The organism is Vibrio viridaestus (assembly GCF_003856525.1).
GTDB lineage: Bacteria > Pseudomonadota > Gammaproteobacteria > Enterobacterales > Vibrionaceae > Vibrio > Vibrio viridaestus.
The window spans coordinates 239,162-258,832 of sequence record NZ_RJVQ01000003.1 but is presented as its reverse complement, the minus strand read 5'-3'; the positions used below and the strand labels follow the sequence as shown (position 1 = coordinate 258,832).

Here is a 19,671-nt window from a genome sequence, read left to right as displayed (position 1 = left end):
ATATTAATCGCTTATATAGCGGTCAATATTTTCATATCCCATGGACCAAGAGTTAATATATCGTCAATAAAATACTGAGTTCTATTAAGAAGATCATAATATTGCGAGCTTAACTTCATTTCTTTTTCTTCATTCGAATAATTAAATACAAATCGAATAGTGTTCCCTTTCTTGTTGATCGTATCTTTCACTACGATAGGAAACGTCGCATCTGACCGCTTAGATTTTAGAGTTAAATCTCTTACGAGATAAGAGATAAGCTCATAGGTGAGCTCTTTTGATGGTAGAAATCCGAGATACAAAGCTTGACCCGAACCATATTTAGAAAGAGTTGCTGCGGCGTAATGTTTCCAGTAGCTATGGTCATATGTGAGAAGAACTTGAGTTTCATCAGTTAAAGGAGTTAATAACTCCATCCATAAATCTGGCTTTTCATTGTCACAAACAATTTCATTTGTATTTGACACAACTTTTACGTTATCGGGAATCGTAAACTGACTGTATGATACATTGCAGGATTTATTTAGAATTCCAGGTTGAGTCTCACTTCTTACCTTAACATTCTCGTTAGAAAATCCTGATTTAAAACTAATCAGGACTCTCCCACCCTTTTCTACATATTTATTAATTTCTTCCAATTCTGAATCTGTCGCTGAGTACAAAGCAGGTATAACAACCAGCTTATATTTGCAGTTATCTGCATCGAGCGAATTTACAAAATCAACCGAAATATTATGGTCATACAAGCTATCATAAAATACGCGTAATACATCATTATAGATATAATGATCGCCACTATTAAGTTCAGGCTGAGGTGTATCTGGTCTGAACCAATTCATCGCCTCCATGGCATCATTGCTAACGTAGATAGCTACATCGTTCTCTATACTCAAAGAGTCTAGCTCTTCCGAGAGATCGTGAAACTCCTTCCCAATGATCTTTGCTTCACAATAAGTCGGATTTTCTTCGTAGTCATGACTTAACAACCCTTTCCAATAGGTTTCATATGAGTTATGGATAGAGTGCCAATGCCAATAAGAAACCATTTTAGCGCCACTTGATACATGGCTAAAGGCCTGCAATCGAAGCTGACCAGGATACGGTGTCCATTTGGGGAACCCCTGCGCCTGAGTTTCCATAACAAAATAATTCTTACCATCTTTTGTACTTCTGGCTACATCACCGCCAAAAGCTATTTCCCGTCCAGTAAGATGGTCTTGACCTGGGTGATAAATATCAACACTGACAATATCCATTGTTTTTGCAGCATCAAAGTGGTCAACGCTAGGTTGTAATCCGAATGAATACCCACGCCACTCGTAATCAAAATTTTGTGTTATAAATTGTTCAGATCTTGAGTAATCAGCAATAATTTTAGTCTGCCATTCAAGATAATCTTTCACTTTACTACGTCGAAAACGAGCAAATTCGTTACCTAAGCTAGCATTAATTGTACCTTCGATGGGCGGGATATCTTCCCAGCAATTTATTCTATTACTCCAATAATCTAAGCCAAACTTATCATTCATTTCATCGATATTTGGAAATCGATTCTGGAGATGTTCAACAAATGCTTTTTGAATAAATTTACCTACATTCCCGTAGTGCTTAGTTTCATTATCTACTTGATAACCGATGATAGACGGGTGCTGATGAATATGTTGTACCAAAGCTCTGATGACAAGTTCTGAATGACGAAGAAAATCTGGATTCATAATATCCATTATCTGTCTTCTTCCATATACCTGGTGACCTGATGGATCTGTAATCATGATTTCAGGGTATTTTTTAGCTAACCAAATTGGAATTGCATAGGTTGGTGTCCCAACTATCACACTTATTCCTGCTACATGCATAGCATCCAAAACACGATCAATATGATGAAAGTTGAAGATACCCTCCTTTGGCTCTAAAGTACTCCATGTTGACTCAGCAATTCTGACAACATTTATGTTCGCTTTGAGCATAAGCTCAATATCCTTATCTAATCTCTCATCTGATATATATTCATCATAATAAGCAACTCCATAATATAAATTAGACATATTACTTCCTATTAAATTAAAGTTTAATTGTTGAATTGGCAGTATTGAACCATTAATCAAGTATCAGACATCATGAAATTTATTATTCTGTTATTAAAAAATAAAAACGAATTTTTAAATTTCACCTAACGCACATTTCTTATCATCATAACCAGAATAGCGCCAATAAATGATATGCCTGATAAAGCAGGTAATATGCTGAGATACTGATGATCAAAAATCCCAAATAATAATGCTCCTAGTACTGGTCCGAGAATTTGAGCACCAGTATTTGCAAGATTTAATATTCCGAGATCCTTTGCAGCATTCTCAGGACTTGGTAGAACTTCTAAATTTAATGCTTGGTCTACAGAGAAGAATATTCCCGAACCGATTCCCGCAATAACCCCATACCAAATCATTGAACTTGGCTCGCCAGATAAGTAAGGTAATAATGTACCTAATGAAATTAAAAGAGCGGAAAACGCGACTGGTTTTTTACGTGTTTTTAGCTTATCTGCAATTGGGCCGGAAATAGGAGCAAATACAAGTGCTGTAACCATAGTAGCAACTCCCATAAGAGAGATGAATTTACCAGAAGAAGTATTATTTAAGCCCATCCCTGTCGTAAGGAAAAATAGTTGATAAACACTAAATGCAGTTAATGTTATATTAATCAGCATTTTACCAAAAAGAGCAAGATAAAAGTCCCTTGCTTTTTTGACTGGGAAAACAAAATACTTCATGAAGAAATCCCAGTTCAACTCCCCTTGTTTAGGCATGTCTAGGCTGGACTTCTCTTTCATTAATATCGCAGCAATTGGTCCGGATACGAGCATCAATATCGCCATTGCATTATATCCAGTATCAACGAGACTAGGGTTGACATCACTAAGGAAAAACCCTCCAACTACCGGACCGCCATATTGACCAATAATAAATCCAGCAGCATATATTGAGGATATTAAACCTCGATGTTTAGGTGCTGTTTGATCTGCAATTACCGCAATTAGTGGAGCAACTATAAAGTTAATAAATGTCTGAAGTAGACACCATAATATAATAAAGTATGTAAGATTTTCGCTAGAGTCTATTTTCCCTAACCCAAGAATAACAGCGGAAGTTAAAAAGGAGCCTGATATTATCCAAGGAGTTCTTCTACCCCAGCGTGATCGAGTTAGATCTGATAGAGCCCCGATAACTATAGTTGTAATTGTTGAAGTAATAGCACCTAATGTACCAAGCAAAGCTAGCAGGCTATTTACTTTAGAGCTATCACCAATAATGTAACTCAATTTGGCAGGATTCAATACAGAATTAATCCCCATGAATGGAGCTAACCAAAAAAGTGCGCCAATACCAACAGCGACACCTATTAATACAGGAGCTTTTGGTTGTTTGTCATTACTTATTGTTGCAGACCATTTTGTTTCAATTTCATCGTTAATGTGAATACTAGATTCAATATTTGATTCTGTTTGCATTTTTACAAATCTCATTTATTTTAATCATAATCATCATGTGAGGATAATTTAATATTTATAATAAAATAAATATTACGTTGTTATGTTCATCTATAATATCCTCACAATTCCCCTTCTTTTATTTCTACTCAATCCTCCATCCAAAAAAATCGCTAATTAATTCCAGTGAATTAACTATATTATCTTTGTTGAATTTTTGACTTAACTCAGTGGCTAAGAAACCTGTACATATCTGCTACTAGAAAAAAAATGTGATCTCAACAGCTCGCTAAAATACTTTTAAATAGATTTAACTCATATAAATCAGTATATTAAGTAAATATCACATCAACATAATCGAAACTAGGCAAATTTTAGCTTGGAAAATTTGTAGGTGAAGAGATCAGATAAGTTGAGTATTGCCATAATTTGATGGTTACCGATTTGATTCTATCGACTCTAATTCCTCAGTTAGACTACTTCTGTACTTTCGATTATTTTGAACATAGGTAACACTTCACCATTACTGATTTTTCTATATATATTAATCTGTCATTCCTATGGATTTTTCTGCTGTCAGTCTTCTTTTGCTAACCAGACACTGCTTGATGTGAAACCCCTTTGTTATACCTATTGTGACTCTACTTAGAGCAATAACGTGAAATAGCATAAAGGACTGACATATGAATAAAACAAAAACAATGGTCTTAGCTACCTTGGCTTGTATCTCCACAATAGGTATTCCGCTCAAGGCAGCAGAACTCGATATCGTCAATATCCCCAAAATCGGAGGTATGCCCTGGTTTAATAGAATGGGTGATGGCGTAAAAGAAGCTGGCAAGGAATATCATATCAATGCGTATCAGGTTGGCCCCTCTAGTACCGATGCAACCGCTCAGGTAAAAATTATTGAAGACCTAATCGCCAAAAAAGTGGATGCCATTACCATCGTCCCAAATGATGCCGAAGTGCTGGAACCCGTATTTCAGAAGGCACGTAAAGCTGGTATTGCGATTGTTACCAATGAATCTCCCGGACAACCAAGTGCAAACTGGGAGGTATCTATTATCGATGATCGAAAATTCGCTCAGGACTATCTAGAAAAAGTGGCCGAATTTACCGGGGGTAAAGGAGGGTATGTTATCTACGTTGGTGGGCTAACCGTTCCTCAACACAACCTGTGGGCGGACTATTTCGTGCAATACCAAAAAGAGAAATACCCCGATATGTACGAAGTAACATCACGTATGCCAGTTGCAGAAAACATAGATGATTCTCGGCGCACAACACTTGAGCTCATGCGTGCGCATAAAGACTTGAAAGCGGTAATTTCCTTCGGTTCGCAAGGACCAATCGGTGCAGGTCGCGCAGTTCAAGAGCGCAGAGCAAAAGCCAAAGTCGGTGTCTTCGGCATGATGATTCCTTCTCAAGCTGCTTCGCTAATTCGTAATGGCAATATCACTATGGGTATCACCTATGATCCGGCTACTGGCGGCTATGCAACAACAAAAGTAGCAGCCGATGTCATTAATGGTGTCGATATCGAACCAGGATACACCATCAAAGGCTTTGGTCCAGCCGAAGTGAACAAGGAAGAGAAACTGATTAAGTTCCACAAAGTACTGTTTGTTACTAAATCCAATATTGACCAGCTCTACTAGGTTAACAACGGTTTAGCACATGTCCCAGCTTTCCTGCTGGGACAGATTATGACAGTCAGTGAGGACGTACATCATGCAGCCTTATTTAAAGCTCACCAATATTAGTAAAAATTTTAACGGCTTTTATGCACTCCAAGGGATCAATTTTGATATTTATCCCGGAGAAGTTCATTGTATCGCGGGCCAAAATGGCTGCGGAAAATCAACTATCATCAAAGTCATTTCGGGCGTCCATCAGCCAGATAAAGGTGGAACGATTGAAATACAAGGAAAGCGCTGTACAACATTAAGCCCAATAAAGTCCGTTCGCGAAGGTATTCAGGTTATCTACCAAGATTTATCGTTATTTCCTAATTTGACTGTGGCAGAGAACATAATGATCAATGCCTACCACAGTCGGGGCTTACGCCACACAAGAGCCATGCTTGAACAGGCGTCTGAAGTACTGAGAAATATGGAGGCTAATATTTCTCCACATGATTTAGTCGGTGATTTAACCGTTTCTAAATGTCAGTTGGTGGCGATAGCCAGAGCGTTGGCAGAGAATGCCAAACTCATCATTATGGATGAGCCTACTGCCTCATTAACTCACCATGAAGTGGAACACTTACTTACCTATGTAAAGCGGTTAAAACAGCAAGGAATCGCCATTATATTCGTCAGCCACAAGCTCGACGAAGTCTTAGAAATATCAGACCGTTTCACTGTATTAAAAGACGGAAAATTGGTTGCTACTATCTCAGCTCAGGATATGACCGTACAACGACTGAGCGAATTAATGACAGGTCGAAATATTACTTTTACTCCCCTTTCTACTGAATACTCAGAAGAAGTCGTACTTGAGTGTCGCCACTTATCGAAACAGAACCAATTTCACGATATCAACATCCGTGTTCATCGTGGCGAAGTACTTGCAATAACAGGCTTATTAGGATCGGGACGAACTGAACTCTGCCTGGGTCTTTTTGGGTTAAATTCTCCCGATTCTGGTGATGTGCTACTTGAGGGAAAACCCGTTATATTTCGCAGCAATCGAGACGCTATCGAGGCTGGAATTGGCTATGTATCAGAAGATCGAATGGGTACAGGGCTCGTTATGGAACAACCTATTGCAGACAATATAGTCAGTACACTGTTCAACGAACTTCAACCTCGCTTTGGACTTTTTTCACAAAGCAGAGCCTTTGAGTTGGTAACACAACTCGTTGATCAATTGAAAATAAAAATCGGCGCTTCTACCGATCCTGTCAGTACGTTATCCGGGGGAAACGCTCAACGTGTGTCCATCGCTAAATGGTTAGCCATTCGACCCAAAGTTCTTATTCTCGACTCGCCAACGGTTGGAGTCGATATCGCCAATAAATCGGGTATCTATCATGTTATCGAAACATTATCTAAGGCTGGCGTCGCCGTTATCATTGTGACAGACGAAATCGAGGAAGCCTGCTACAACAGTCATAATATTGCCGTGATTGCAGACGGTGAACTCGTCAAAAACTTCGTTACAGCAGAGACATCTGTAAAAGCGCTTTCGGAGGTAATCTATGGATAAACGTTGGCTGGTTTCACTTTTAAAAAAGAATGAAGCCATTCTTTTTTGTACCATTGTGCTCATTGCCTTGGTCATCACCGCTATGACCCCAGAGTTTCTAACCGTCGGCAATATTTATGACCTACTGAATAACTACGCCATGTTAACTATTTTGGCTTGTGGTCTATTTATCGTTTTGATCTCGGGAGGAATCGACATTTCCTTCCCTGCCACAACCATAATCAGTCAGTATGTCATGGTATTGGCAATCAATGCGTTCACCAGTAACTTTGTTGTGGCCTTTGCAATTTCGGGCTGCATTGGCCTTCTTTTGGGGCTGATCAACGCATTGCTGGTCAATAAACTCAGAGTACCATCCATCATCATTACGATTTCCACCCTCAATGTATTCTATGGTTTACTGCTCTTTCTCTCAAAAGGTGAATGGCTATACAAGTATCCTCGTTGGTTTGAAGATGGTATTACTCTTTTTCGCTTTACCGCATCAGATGGCTACGACTATGGTTTAACGTTACCAATGATCGTCACTGTTGTTGTTGTAACAATCACTTCATTCGTTATGAACAAGACTAGTATTGGACGTCAAATCTTTGCCGTGGGTGGAAACTCAGAAGCGGCTTCTCGAGTTGGGTTCAGTATTTTGAAAGTCCAGCTATTTGCCTACGGCTATCTGGGACTGCTTGCTGGAATCGCAGGTGTCGTTCAGTCATACACTATTCTTACCGTCGCTCCTGACTCGTTGCTTGGATACGAACTCACTGTTTTAGCAGCGGTAGTGTTAGGTGGAACCAGTATTATCGGCGGAAGAGGATCGCTTTTTGGCACCATACTTGGTGTGATTCTCATTGCCCTCATTCAGAACGGACTCAATTTATTGGGAGTGTCTTCCTACTGGCACACGGTTATCACTGGCGGTGTCATTTTAGTAAGTATTAGTACTACCGCTTGGCGTCAGAGAAAAGAAGGAGTAAGCAATGGCTTCAGGGCAATCTAAACGCAACCTTGAGAAGTACCTTTTGGTACTTCTGCTACCTATGTGTATCTATTTTTCTATAAAAATTCCGGATCTGTTCTGGTCGTGGAATAATTTCTTGTCCATTTCAGCGCAGATTCCGTTGTTGGGATTCTTAACGTTTGCCATGGCAATCACTATGTTAACAGGCGGGATCAACCTCTCGATCATCCCTATTACAAATGCATGTGCTCTGGTTATGGGTTGGCTAGCCATTACTTTGCCTAACTCCGCAGTATATCTGCCGGTTGTTCTGCTTGGCGGTGTTGTAATTGGTGTTTTGACGGGTCTGCTCAATGGTCTCTTAGTCGCTAAAATTCGGGTCTCGCCTATCCTCGCGACGTTGGGCACCATGACATTTATTAATGGACTCAATATATTATTATCTGGTGGTAAAGCTGTTTCTAATTTCCCAGAATACATTTTAAACATCGAGAAAATTCAGGTATTGGGTATTCCGTTTCCCATGATACTGTTTTTGTTTGTCGCGATACTCTTTTGGTTAGCGCTAGAAAAAACCGCCTTTGGTAAATCTGTCTATATGTTGGGTTCTAATGAAAAGGCAACCTTCTACTCAGGCATAAATACTAATAAGATTTTGCTGCTGACCTACGTACTTTCGTCACTTCTATGTGTATTCGCGGCTCTAATCATGATGTCTAAATTTAATTCAGCCAAATCATCTTACGGTGAATCATTCTTGCTCGTAACGATACTGGCTTCCGTACTAGGCGGGCTTAATCCTGATGGTGGATTTGGCAAGACCATCGGTATCGTTCTGGCTCTAATACTTCTTCAAGCCATGGAGAGTGGCTTTAATATGATTGGTATTAACAACTTTCTGACGATGGCATTATGGGGAGGAACCCTCCTACTCTTTATTTACTTACGTAATCAAGATGAAAAACTGTCACGTTATTTCAATCACCTCACACACCGACAGACGCAGCCAAAGGATGTGAAGAATTAATAACGGTTAACGATAAGGTCAATCCGATTAAAATCGTAATCGTTACAACAACACTTATTTTTACCCCTGCTATAGAAAATGGTAGGGGTTTTAAAATTATTATGTACCTATCTATAATTTATTTTTTCTTATTCTTAGAATCATCACCTCAATACAAATTACGCTTATACGCCCCTAAAACCCCACATTTAATGAGGAATTAATCAGCACTTTCTATTCCATTCTTGCTCATAAATATACTCCACAAAACGCATACTAAATCACTCTCCTAGGTATTATATCGGGAGATTAATTAACTTGAATGTTAATCAATTGTTGAATAAATTAGCGCTATAAAATAATTATCCTGATCCAACAGTAATGAGGCATAGAGATTCAAAACGAAACAAATGTAAGTCGTATTATTTATAAAATAACCTAACTTATGAGTAACTTTAAGGAACACCATGAGTGCAAAAAATAAAATTTTACTATCGATAGGCGGTCTTTTCTTTATTGTCATCTTATCTATTGTTGGGAATGGGTATTTTGCTTTTAGCAACTCTTCTGAAAAAAATTATACTGATAAACTAAAAATCGAAGCTAAATTAATAGCGGCAGCTTCTGAGCAGAAAATGCTGAGAAATTTTGATTTATTAGTTATGGCAGCCGATTCAATTGATGTAGACGATCAAGGCAATCTAAATGTCGAACAGCTGAAAAATAAACTTAACTTTATGGAAAATAATTATGACATCGTCGAGGCGTTTTATGCGAGAGCCGATGGCGTAAGTTACCGTAAGACAGGAGAAATTGCAGACTTCAATGCGAGAGAACTACGTAGAACGTGGTTTTTGAGAGCGATGACAGGAGAAGCTCATGTAACAACTAAGCCGTATGAGGCGTCAGGCTCGATGATCATTTCTCAAGTAGAACCAGTGAAACGTAATGGGAAAGTTGTTGGCGTTATTGGTCTGAATATTGACCTTGGTGATACTGCTTCCTATATCAAAACATTATCTGAAAAAGGACAAATATTCCTCAATCGAGAAGATGGCTATATTCTATCTGCTTATAATCCTGATTCCGTCGGTAAAAACATCTTCGATTTGAGACCGTCGTACTCCGAGTATAAAGATAAGGGTGGCATTGGCCATAAATATCAGTACGAAAACAAACCCTACTTTGTCGTTAATGCCATTTCAGAAGAACTCGGTTGGACAGTTTGGAGTTGGGAAAGTCAGGAAAATATTGGCGCCGCTTCTCGAGCAAACCTGCACAGAGGAGTACTGTGGGGCTCAGTGGCATTGATTCTCGCTTTGATATTGACCTATGTTGCTATCATTAGGCTTATGTATCGTCCTATTGGTGGAGAGCCTACCGATATTGAAGAAATGGTACAAAAAACAGCCCAAGGTGACCTAACCGTTGCTAATGATTCTAAAGGCAATGAACAAGGTATTTTAGGCGCAATGATCACTATGGTTTCAAATTTAAAAGATACCATTATCCAAATTACTCATTCATCTAAAAATCTTGAGCAAGCATCTGAGCAGATGACGGAGATTTCATCAAAAGTGAAAGTTAGTTCTGAATCACAGATGTTGCAACTTGAACAAGCTGCAACAGCATTAAATGAGATGTCTGCGTCTATCGATGAAGTAGCTCGTAATGCGCTTAAAGCATCTGATGCGGCTAAAGGCGCAAATGATTCTTCCGAACAAGGGCTAGCGATCGTTAAGGAAATGAACCAGAGTATCGTTTCATTAGTCGAACGAATAGAAACAGTTGTGAATGTGAATATCCAACTAGAAAAAGAAACTCAAAGTATAGGTCAAATACTTGATGTTATTGATGGATTGTCCGAACAAACCAACTTACTCGCTCTCAATGCGGCCATAGAAGCAGCAAGGGCTGGAGAACATGGACGTGGATTTGCTGTGGTTGCAGATGAAGTTCGTAATTTGGCCAATAAAACGAAAGAAAGTACCACTATGATCAACGAAACTATTGGTCGTTTACAGAGTGAGGCAACTCAATCAGTAGAAATGATGCGAGAAAATATGAACGATGCTCAGGCGACTTCAGAACAATCAGAGTTGGCCAATCAGGCCTTACAAAAAATTCAAAAGTCTGTAGAGTTAATTCAGGATATGAATTCACAAATTGCAGCAGCAGTAGAAGAGCAAAGCCACGTTGCGTCAGAAATCAGTACTAGTGTTGAGGAAATTAACGAACTGGCACGTTCTACAGTCGATATTTCCGATACAAACCATGCAAAGGCTCAGGGACTCACAGAAATTGCAGAGACGTTGAAAAAATCAATTCAGATTTTTCGGTGGTAACTATTAAGGATTAGTCCGATCTCAGCTTGCCGAGTTTAATTCATTATAGGGTCCGAATTTATCTTTGATTTAGAAATATTCGGACCTTTTTTCCAAAACTTGCTCATTTATTTAAGTTCGAATGATCATCGCTGAAATCGTACCAGCGTTTAAAGGCATTTCAGATAAATTGGTACCGAATGCAAAACCCGCTCTTGATTGTCCTGTTGTTTTTCCATATGCACCTAATGCAGTTCTTGTTGGATTCTTATCCAGCTTCGCAGCGGGTCTGGTTGGTATGCTTTTACTGTACATGATGAATTTAACCGTCATTATTCCTGGCGTTGTTCCTCACTTCTTTGTCGGTGCAGCCGCAGGTGTTTTCGGTAACGCGACAGGTGGACGTCGTGGCGCAATTTTGGGGGCATTTGCCCAAGGTCTGCTCATCACATTCTTGCCTGTTTTCCTTCTACCGGTGCTGGGTGACTTAGGTTTTGCTAATACCACCTTTAGCGATGCAGACTTTGGCGCAATCGGTATTTTACTGGGCTTGATTGTTCGGTAGTCCGTTTAAGCTTTTACTCCACATTAAGGCCTCAACCGAGGCCTTAAAACACGGATAGAATTAGCGATTTTATTTCGATGTCTGACATGCCATCATATCAGCTTCGATTTGCTCCCAGTCCAACTCCTCTGAACTGATAATTTCAATCCGAGAATCTCGACGATACGCAACTTTATCAAAATCGTGCTCGTCCTTGACTCGATTAAAAAACACCCATGCTGAGCCTATTCTTATCACGCCTTTTATTCGGCTCACTTTAGGGAGGGAGACTAGCACACTCTCTAACGCCCAATAATCAAAGCAATCCTCACGATGGAATACCCAGCCGCAGCTAAAAAGCCCAGAGCCATTACCTGTTTTTCTTACTGGGATACCAGGCTCGGGAGATTTATCGCTTCCATGATTATGCTCATGATGATGGTGATGGTGCTCTTGTGGCAATTGCGATTTCAGTTGTCCATTTCGAACTAAATCCAAAAGTATCAGATCGATTTCACCTTTCGTTGTACGGCCAATATGCTGTTTGATTGGAAACATATTGTTAAGGCTATCTTCAGCCAGTTGAATTTGCTGTTCAGTGGCAATATCGCACTTATTGATTAGGACGACGTCGGCGAGATTAAGCTGATCATGGAAGATTTCGTTGCCAATCACCTCTTCTTGATCCAACCAACGTGGATCAAGCAAACAGATGGTTGCACGTAAATCTAGGGTGTCTCTAAATTTAGGACCCATGAGCGTATCGATAATCCCCTCAGGGTGACCAATACCCGTTGGTTCGATAATAAGCCTGTCAGGTTGAGTTTGTTCAATTAGTGTCGTGAGTGTTTGCCCCAATGACAGTCCAAGAGAACAGCAGATACAGCCCCCTGTTAACTCTTTAACGTACAATCCATCTTGCGTTGGCATCATTTCCTGATCAATACCAACTTGGCCAAATTCGTTGACCAATATCGCCCAGGTTTCGTGCTGTGGTTTCCTTGCGAGGAGAGAATTGATCGTTGTTGTTTTCCCAACACCTAAAAAACCTGTGATGATATTAGTTGGGATCGTATTGGACTGCTTATTCATAATAACCTTTGATTCAATTATCTAAACTAATGTTCTAACTTGCACAGAAATTACAAGCTAACTGACTGATTGACTATTTCCCTCGAGGGGCTATTTCCCTTCTTTCTAATAATTTCCTCAGTAGCGTATATACTTGAGATACATACATGCAAATTAGGTGGCAGACTATGGAAATGTATCAGCACGGTATGGCCGATTTATTTGAACAGTTAGGATTAGGCAGCTCTCCAGACGAGATCAAGAATTTCGTAAAAAGCCACAGGCAGAGACTCGACTCAATGCAGCTCCACGAAGCGAATTTTTGGAATGACTCACAAGCGGATTTTCTTAAACGCGCTATCGAGCAAGATGCTGACTGGGCCGAATTAGTCGATCAATTGGACAATATGCTCAGAGAATCATAGATGACGATGTCGATGTCCGGTCAAGCAACTTGAGTTTTATGTAATTCTGACCTCATTTAAAAAGGGTCCAGTTTTTTAACTCGACCCTTTAGACAAACAATATCCGAAACTTTCGGACTGATATGTAATTACAAACTCGCTAAGGCGTTATCAATAGCATCTACAATAGCGTCTGCCTGCTCTTGCGTTAAAGTAAGAATTGGACTTAGACACAGAGTATTGTTGTACTTACGGAAAGAACGGTTAGTACGTCCAATCAATACGCCATTCTGACTACAGTGACCAACGATTTTCATCAGGACGGTTTCTTCCATTGGTTCTTTTGTCGCGCGGTCTTTAACAAGTTCTAAACCAAGGAACAATCCTTTACCACGAACATCACCAATAATCTCGTACTTGTCTTTCAATAGAGATAAACGGGTCATCAAGTAGTCACCCATTTTGGCTGAGTTTTCCAAAAGACCTTCGCGTTCGATAATGGCTAAGTTTTCCAATGCCGCTGCAGGGCCTGAGGTACAACCACCAAAGGTGCTGATATCACGGAAATAGCTTTCACGCTCTTCAGGCTGGTCGTTTAATTTCTGGAAAATTTCCTCAGTTACCACGGTACATGAGATTGGAGCATAAGCAGAAGCCAATCCTTTTGCCATGGTTACGATATCAGGCTGAACATCAAAATGCTGATAACCAAACCATTTACCCGTACGGCCAAGACCACATACCACTTCATCGATATGAAGAAGCATATCGTATTTCTCACAGAGTGCTTTAACGCCTTTTAAGTAACCTTCAGGAGGAACAATTACACCACCGCCAGCAGTAATAGGCTCGACAACAATCGCACCGATGGTATCCGCACCTTCTTTCTGAATAACGTCTTCCAACGCTTTAAGAGAAAGCTCGGTGTAATTATCCACTTCGCCATATTGACTACGGTATTCTAAACAGTGTGGAAATTCGACAAAACCAGGCGTAAACGGACCGTATTGGTTCTTACGCTCTTCCTGACCCGATGAGCTTAAACAAGTAATAGTCGTGCCGTGGTAGTCACGATCACGGTATAAAATTTTGGATTTTTTGCCACCATAAAATTTAGCGGCAATTTGGCGAACCATTTTGTACGCTTTTTCATTCGCTTCTGAGCCTGAGTTCGAATAGTAAACACGGCTCATACCGGGCATGACACTTAATAGTTTCGCTGCAAACTGACTCGCGATAGGGGTTGCACCGGAACCGGCATAGTAGTTCAGTGACAGTAGTTGGTCCTTAACCGCATTCGCAATAGACTCGCGACCATAACCCACGTTAACACACCAAACACCACCTGCAGTTGCATCAAGATATTGCTTACCATTAGAGTCCCACAGGTAGCTTCCTTCGCCTTTCACAAACATAGGCGCTTTTGTCGTTGCGTGTTGAGTCATATGGTGCCAAACATGAGCTGAATCGAGCTCGATAGCATTCTCCAAAATTTCCTTATCCATTATTTTTCTCCTTTTTATCTGTTAAACATAACAGTATGCCGACAACTCAATAAGTTTTAGCGCCAGAATTGGCTTTTTATTGGAACAATTCTGGCCCCATATAACAGTGTGGTACCAATATCACAAATAGTCGATAGGTTGCTTGGCATATATCGTGCATTTTCTTTACTAAGTTGGTAGAGATAGAAAGACGATCGCATGAAAAATGATCACCTCATTCACATCGAATTTTCTCCAGATCGCAGCCTCCAAGAGCAGATCAGAGAACACCTCATTGCGAAAATAAACCAGGGTGTATTTGGCACTAAAGCATTGCCATCATGTAGAAAACTTGCCCAAATGCTCAACGTATCTCGTAATACCATCGTGTTGGTCTATGAAAAACTGGTTGATGAAGGGTTTCTAATCTCCCAGCAGCGTAGTGGTTTCTTTGCCAATCCCGATAGTTATTCCGAGTCATTTAGTGTCGATCCTAAGACGAACCAAACTAGTGATGAGTCTGCACTAAAATGGGCTAAAAAATTTAAAGTTGATTTCTCAGAACAACGCAATATCAAGAAGACGCCAAACTGGCAGAGCTATCCTTATCCGTTTTTATTTGGGCAGCCCGAAGATACGCTTTTCCCATCCAACCATTGGCGTGAGTGCGTTCGGCTAGCGCAACGTAAAACCATTATTCGAGATTGGATTTCAGACCACATAGACTGTGATGATCGCTTGTTGATCAAGCAACTTCAAACCAGCGTGCTAAGCAAACGGGGGATCAGTGCTCATGAAGACGAAATTCTCGTGACAATTGGTACCCAAAATTCATTATTTCTGCTTGCTCAACTACTGACCAATACAGGAACAGTGGTCGGTATAGAAGACCCCGGCTACCCTGATGCCCGCAATATTTTTTCAACGTTTGGTGCCAAAGTGCTCCCACTACCAATCGATAGCCAAGGCATTGAGTTGAACAATAATCTTGCTCTGTGTGACTACATTTACACCACACCTAGCCATCAGGTACCAACCAATGTGACCATGAGCATGGAGCGTCGTACGGCATTACTGGATTGCGCGAAAAGAAATAATTTAGTCATTATAGAAGATGATTACGACAGCGAAATTAATCTCAACAGCAAGCCCTCTCCATCGTTAAAAAGTATGGATAGCGAAGGAAACGTCATCTACGTTGGTAGCCTATCGAAATCATTATCACCTGGTCTAAGGATTGGCTTTATGGTCGCGGATCGGGCTCTAATTGATGAAGCTCGTAAGTTACGTCGCTTAATGTATCGACATCCACCCGCTAACAACCAACGCACGAGCGCACTGTTTATTTCTCTAGGCTATTACGATAGCTATCTCACCCGTATTCGTCGTTCTTATACAGAGAAATGGACAGTGTTACGTCAGGCTTTAGAGCGTCACCTTCCCCAGTGCATTACCAGCCAGACTCTGGGTGGTAGTGCCTTTTGGCTAAAATTACCCGAGGGTATTAGCAGCAACGAAGTCGTTAAGAAAGCCATGGAAATTGGGGTGTTAGTTGAAGACGGAGATTTACACTTTCACCAACCAGAAAACAATGCTAACCATTATCTAAGGCTTGGATTCTCTGGTATTTCAATTGAGAACATTGAACCGGGTATCATGATGCTAGCCCGGGTTATCCGCCAACAATTGCCCCAACAACAACCCAAAATTGGCACTACGGTGAAACAGAAACTTAGCTCAGTATAGAGTACGATAAATAGGGAAAATGACAGCACTTGGAGATCTATATGTCAAAAGTTGTATTCATTACTGGAGCAACATCTGGATTTGGTCAAGCAGCAGCTAGAAAGTTTGCAGCAAACGGATGGGCACTAATTATCACCGGAAGACGTGAAGAGCGCTTACAGGCTCTCGCCGAGGAACTCTCAAATGTTCCTGTTCACTATCAGGTGCTGGATGTAAGAGATAAAGAGCAAGTCGATCAGCTGATTTCAGATCTGCCAGATGCATTCAAATCAATAACCAGCCTGATTAATAACGCAGGCTTGGGCTTGGCATTGGCCCCAGAGCCAGCGCAAAAAGTCGATATCAAAGACTGGCAAACCATGATAGATACCAATATTACCGGGCTGGTCAATGTCACTCATGCACTTCTGCCAACACTTATTGAAACTGGCAGTGGTGCCTCGATTATCAATGTAGGCTCCATCGCCGGACAATGGCCCTATCCTGGAAGCCACGTGTATGGTGCATCGAAGGCGTTTGTCCAACAGTTTAGCTACAATCTGCGCTGCGACTTACTCGGTACTGGCGTTCGTGTTACAGACCTGGCTCCAGGTCTGGCTGAAACGGAATTTACGTTAGTCAGAACTAAGGGTGATCAGGCAGCATCAGATGCTCTTTATGACGGAGCAAAAGCACTTGATGCCACAGATATTGCCGAATCCATGTACTATCTTGCTACATTGCCTGACCATATATGTATTAACCGAATGGAGGTCATGCCAACCTCTCAGGCATGGTCTCCATTTTCGGTTCATCGAGAAAAATAAGTCCAGTCAGTCATAAAAAAGCAGAGCGTCGCTCTGCTTTGATCTGTTCTCACATACTTTGATAGTTTGGACCACTGCCCCCTTGCGGTGGCGTCCATTCAATCATACCTCTCGGGTCTTTAATATCGCATGTTTTGCAATGCAGACAGTTAGGCGCATTGATCTGTAGAGTGTTGCTGCCGTCAATCTCGTGCACTTCATACACGCCAGCAGGACAGTATCGCTGAGCTGGTTCATCAAATCGTTGATAGCTTTCCACTAACCAATTTTCTTGCTGCTTCACGTGTAGGTGACATGGCTGCTCTTCATCATGCTCGGTATTGGCTAAATAAACTGAGTCCAGCAACGAAAAGGTCAATACCTTATCCGCTTTAAAATCCTGATCTGAAGTTTCGCTAGTTACTGATTTTAACTGTGCTGCGTCTGGTCGTTTATCTCTAACAATAGGTAATTTAAACCTGACTATCTCATTTAGCCTGTTGTAACCACCACCAAAAAGTCGACCATAAGCATGCAGTGCTGGAGCAAACGAACGAGTTTCTTCAAGCTGACGATAAATCCGCGAAGATTGCCAAAAACTGGTAAATTGCTCGGTTTTTTCTGCCTCATCTTTGATGTCAAGAATGGTGTCAGCAGCACATATTGATGAATACATCGCGGTATGAATGCCCTTCATTCTTGATACGTCAAGAGTACCAGCATCACAACCCAATATAAATCCACCAGGAAAACACATTTGCGCTAGAGAATTAAAACCGCCTTTTGTGATAGTGCGCGCGCCATAAGCCAGTCTCTCGCCACCTTCGAGGATCTTAGCGATCTCGGGATGTGTTTTTAAAGTTTGGAAGGACTCATAAGGGTTAAAATAAGGATCACGATAATTCAAATCAGTAATTAACCCCAACCAGACTTCATTGTTGTCTGCATGATAAAGATAAAAACCACCACCAGTGTCATTCGCCAAAGGCCATCCAGAGCCATGAATCGCCATTCCTGCTTGATGCTGTTCCGCAGGAATCTTCCATTTTTCTTTAAAACCAAGCGCGTAGTGCTGAGGGTCTGCACCTTGATTAAGACCAAACCTGTCAATGACTTGCTTACCAAGGTGACCGCGACTCCCTTCACACAACAAGGTTTGTTTTGCTAACAGACGCATACCAGGCTCGAATCTGTCAGTTGGTTGCCCATCTTTTCCTAGCCCCATATCCCCAGTAATAACACCACGAATACAGTTATCTCCCCACTCTAGATCTGCTGCGGTAAAGCCACAAAAAATTTCACCACCAAGCGCTTCAACTTTTTCCGCCAGCCACTGACACAAACGTCCCAAGCTTAGCAGTCTCATACCTTTGTTGTGCAGGGTTTTGGGTACTAAAAAGTCTGGCATTGAAGTCAAACCGTCCGGTTTAAGTAACCACAATGCTTCAGCAGAAACTTCAATACCAAGTGGTGCTGTATTTAATTCTTCATCACTGAATATCGCATGCAGTACTTTGGCATCAAATAACGCGCCAGAAAGTATATGGGCACCTATTTCTGCCCCTTTTTCCAAGACACAGACGGAATGTTCAATACCGTGAAGCTGAGCTTGCTTGAGAAGTCGGTACGCGGCAACTAATCCAGCTGGTCCACCGCCAACAATGACAGTATCAAATTCCATCTCATCACGTTCTATTTGCGTATCCATCTGTTGTCCTTATCATGCCATAGCGGCTTGAAGTTCAGGGAGGATCTCATCAGCGTTGCCAACGAAAGCGTAATCGGCAATAGACATAATCGGAGCATCGGCATCACAGTTCACCGCAAAAATAGTTTTTGCAGCAGAAATACCGGCTAAGTGTTGAATGGCGCCAGAAATACCGATCGCTAAGTAAATATCCGGTGCAATAACTTTGCCTGTTTGCCCAATTTGCTTATCATTTGGCATCAAGCCACTGTCCACAACCGCTCTTGTACCACCTAATGCAAATCCTTTTTTATCGGCGAATTCGGTGATACGTCGGTAGACCTCACAATTAGCTGCACCTCTTCCTATTCCTATGACCCATTTAGCACTGTTTATATCTAATGAATCTTGCTCGCTAAAAATGTGCTCGATAATACGTATCGATTCATGGCTATCAGGTTTTGGGTATTGCTGTTGAGTCAGGCTGTTAGATGCTGAACGCTGCGCCAAATCAAATGCACTACAACGCACCGTCGCGACGACGATAGGGTCAACGACTTCAACAGTTTCAATAACATTGCCAGCGTAAATTGGATGTTTAAAGCATTTATTCGAGACAACAGAAGTAACATTGGATACCTGTCCGACTCCCAGTTTGGCCGCAACTCGCGGAAGCGTTGCCTGAAAGAGGTTACCATCACTACTTAGCAGTGTTGAATACTGATTTTTCTGGATAATTTGCGTCAAGACCTGGCTCAGTGCCATTGGCTCCTGAGCGTAATCAAGCGATATCACTTCAGTCACTAAATTCAATTTTGATAGCGCATCGATGTAATTTGGCTGATTGGCTGACTCATGAATCAAAAGTGTAATTGACTCACCAAATTTCTGTGCACACGACACCAACTTATCAGAAATGCTGTTCAACTCAGTTTCTGTTGGAAGGATTACTAATACCGTCATGC

Annotated in this window: 14 protein-coding genes and 1 pseudogene; 9 read left to right on the top strand and 6 right to left on the bottom strand. The window is 41.1% G+C overall.

The window, feature by feature from the left end:
* Positions 1-11: 11 nt before the first annotated feature.
* Positions 12-2,045, bottom strand: coding sequence for a beta-galactosidase (locus tag EES38_RS08760; RefSeq protein WP_124936805.1), 2,034 nt, complete (start codon positions 2,043-2,045; stop codon positions 12-14).
* Positions 2,046-2,170: 125 nt separating this feature from the next.
* On the bottom strand, positions 2,171-3,508 hold the full coding sequence (locus tag EES38_RS08755) for an MFS transporter (protein ID WP_124936804.1): 1,338 nt from the start codon (positions 3,506-3,508) through the stop codon (positions 2,171-2,173).
* A 662-nt stretch (positions 3,509-4,170) separates the two neighbouring features.
* Here EES38_RS08755 and EES38_RS08750 point away from each other — a divergent pair.
* The 6 genes and pseudogenes from EES38_RS08750 to EES38_RS08725 all read left to right on the top strand — a co-directional run.
* A complete protein-coding gene (locus tag EES38_RS08750; RefSeq protein WP_124936803.1) occupies positions 4,171-5,148 on the top strand; it encodes a substrate-binding domain-containing protein in 978 nt (325 codons plus the stop codon).
* Positions 5,149-5,221: 73 nt separating this feature from the next.
* Positions 5,222-6,700: a sugar ABC transporter ATP-binding protein gene (locus EES38_RS08745; RefSeq protein ID WP_124936802.1), complete on the top strand. Its 1,479-nt coding sequence runs from the start codon at positions 5,222-5,224 to the stop codon at positions 6,698-6,700.
* Positions 6,693-7,694, top strand: a complete 1,002-nt coding sequence (locus EES38_RS08740) for an ABC transporter permease (protein WP_124936801.1) — start codon at positions 6,693-6,695, stop codon at positions 7,692-7,694. Before EES38_RS08745 ends, EES38_RS08740 begins: the two co-directional genes overlap by 8 nt.
* The gene (locus EES38_RS08735) at positions 7,675-8,682 is read left to right on the top strand and encodes an ABC transporter permease (RefSeq protein ID WP_124936800.1); all 1,008 of its coding nucleotides are present in this window, start codon (positions 7,675-7,677) and stop codon (positions 8,680-8,682) included. Before EES38_RS08740 ends, EES38_RS08735 begins: the two co-directional genes overlap by 20 nt.
* A 446-nt stretch (positions 8,683-9,128) precedes the next feature.
* A complete protein-coding gene (locus EES38_RS08730; protein WP_124936799.1) occupies positions 9,129-11,006 on the top strand; it encodes a methyl-accepting chemotaxis protein in 1,878 nt (625 codons plus the stop codon).
* A 115-nt stretch (positions 11,007-11,121) separates the two neighbouring features.
* Positions 11,122-11,550, top strand: a pseudogene (locus EES38_RS08725) (PTS transporter subunit IIC); the annotation flags it as partial.
* Positions 11,551-11,619: 69 nt separating this feature from the next.
* On the opposite strand, the gene EES38_RS08720 reads toward EES38_RS08725, so the two are convergent.
* Positions 11,620-12,621, bottom strand: a complete 1,002-nt coding sequence (locus EES38_RS08720) for a CobW family GTP-binding protein (protein ID WP_124936798.1) — start codon at positions 12,619-12,621, stop codon at positions 11,620-11,622.
* A gap of 167 nt (positions 12,622-12,788) precedes the next feature.
* Between EES38_RS08720 and EES38_RS08715 the strand changes: the two genes are divergently transcribed.
* Entirely contained in the window at positions 12,789-13,025 is a 237-nt protein-coding gene (locus tag EES38_RS08715; protein ID WP_124936797.1) for a DUF2789 family protein, read from the top strand.
* A 128-nt stretch (positions 13,026-13,153) separates the two neighbouring features.
* Here the strand turns inward: EES38_RS08715 and EES38_RS08710 are convergent, their stop codons facing one another.
* Entirely contained in the window at positions 13,154-14,509 is a 1,356-nt protein-coding gene (locus EES38_RS08710; protein WP_124936796.1) for an aminotransferase family protein, read from the bottom strand.
* Between the two features lie 198 nt (positions 14,510-14,707).
* On the opposite strand from EES38_RS08710, the gene pdxR reads away from it, so the two are divergent.
* On the top strand, positions 14,708-16,234 hold the full coding sequence (gene pdxR / locus EES38_RS08705) for a MocR-like pyridoxine biosynthesis transcription factor PdxR (RefSeq protein ID WP_124936795.1): 1,527 nt from the start codon (positions 14,708-14,710) through the stop codon (positions 16,232-16,234).
* Positions 16,235-16,275: 41 nt separating this feature from the next.
* The gene (locus EES38_RS08700) at positions 16,276-17,040 is read left to right on the top strand and encodes an SDR family NAD(P)-dependent oxidoreductase (RefSeq protein ID WP_124936794.1); all 765 of its coding nucleotides are present in this window, start codon (positions 16,276-16,278) and stop codon (positions 17,038-17,040) included.
* Between the two features lie 49 nt (positions 17,041-17,089).
* Here EES38_RS08700 and EES38_RS08695 read toward each other — a convergent pair whose 3' ends face one another.
* A complete protein-coding gene (locus tag EES38_RS08695; protein ID WP_124936793.1) occupies positions 17,090-18,727 on the bottom strand; it encodes an electron transfer flavoprotein-ubiquinone oxidoreductase in 1,638 nt (545 codons plus the stop codon).
* A gap of 12 nt (positions 18,728-18,739) precedes the next feature.
* Positions 18,740-19,669 carry an electron transfer flavoprotein subunit alpha/FixB family protein gene (locus EES38_RS08690; RefSeq protein ID WP_124936792.1) on the bottom strand — a complete coding sequence of 310 codons (930 nt, stop codon included), beginning with the start codon at positions 19,667-19,669 and terminating at the stop codon, positions 18,740-18,742.
* Positions 19,670-19,671: the final 2 nt, after the last annotated feature.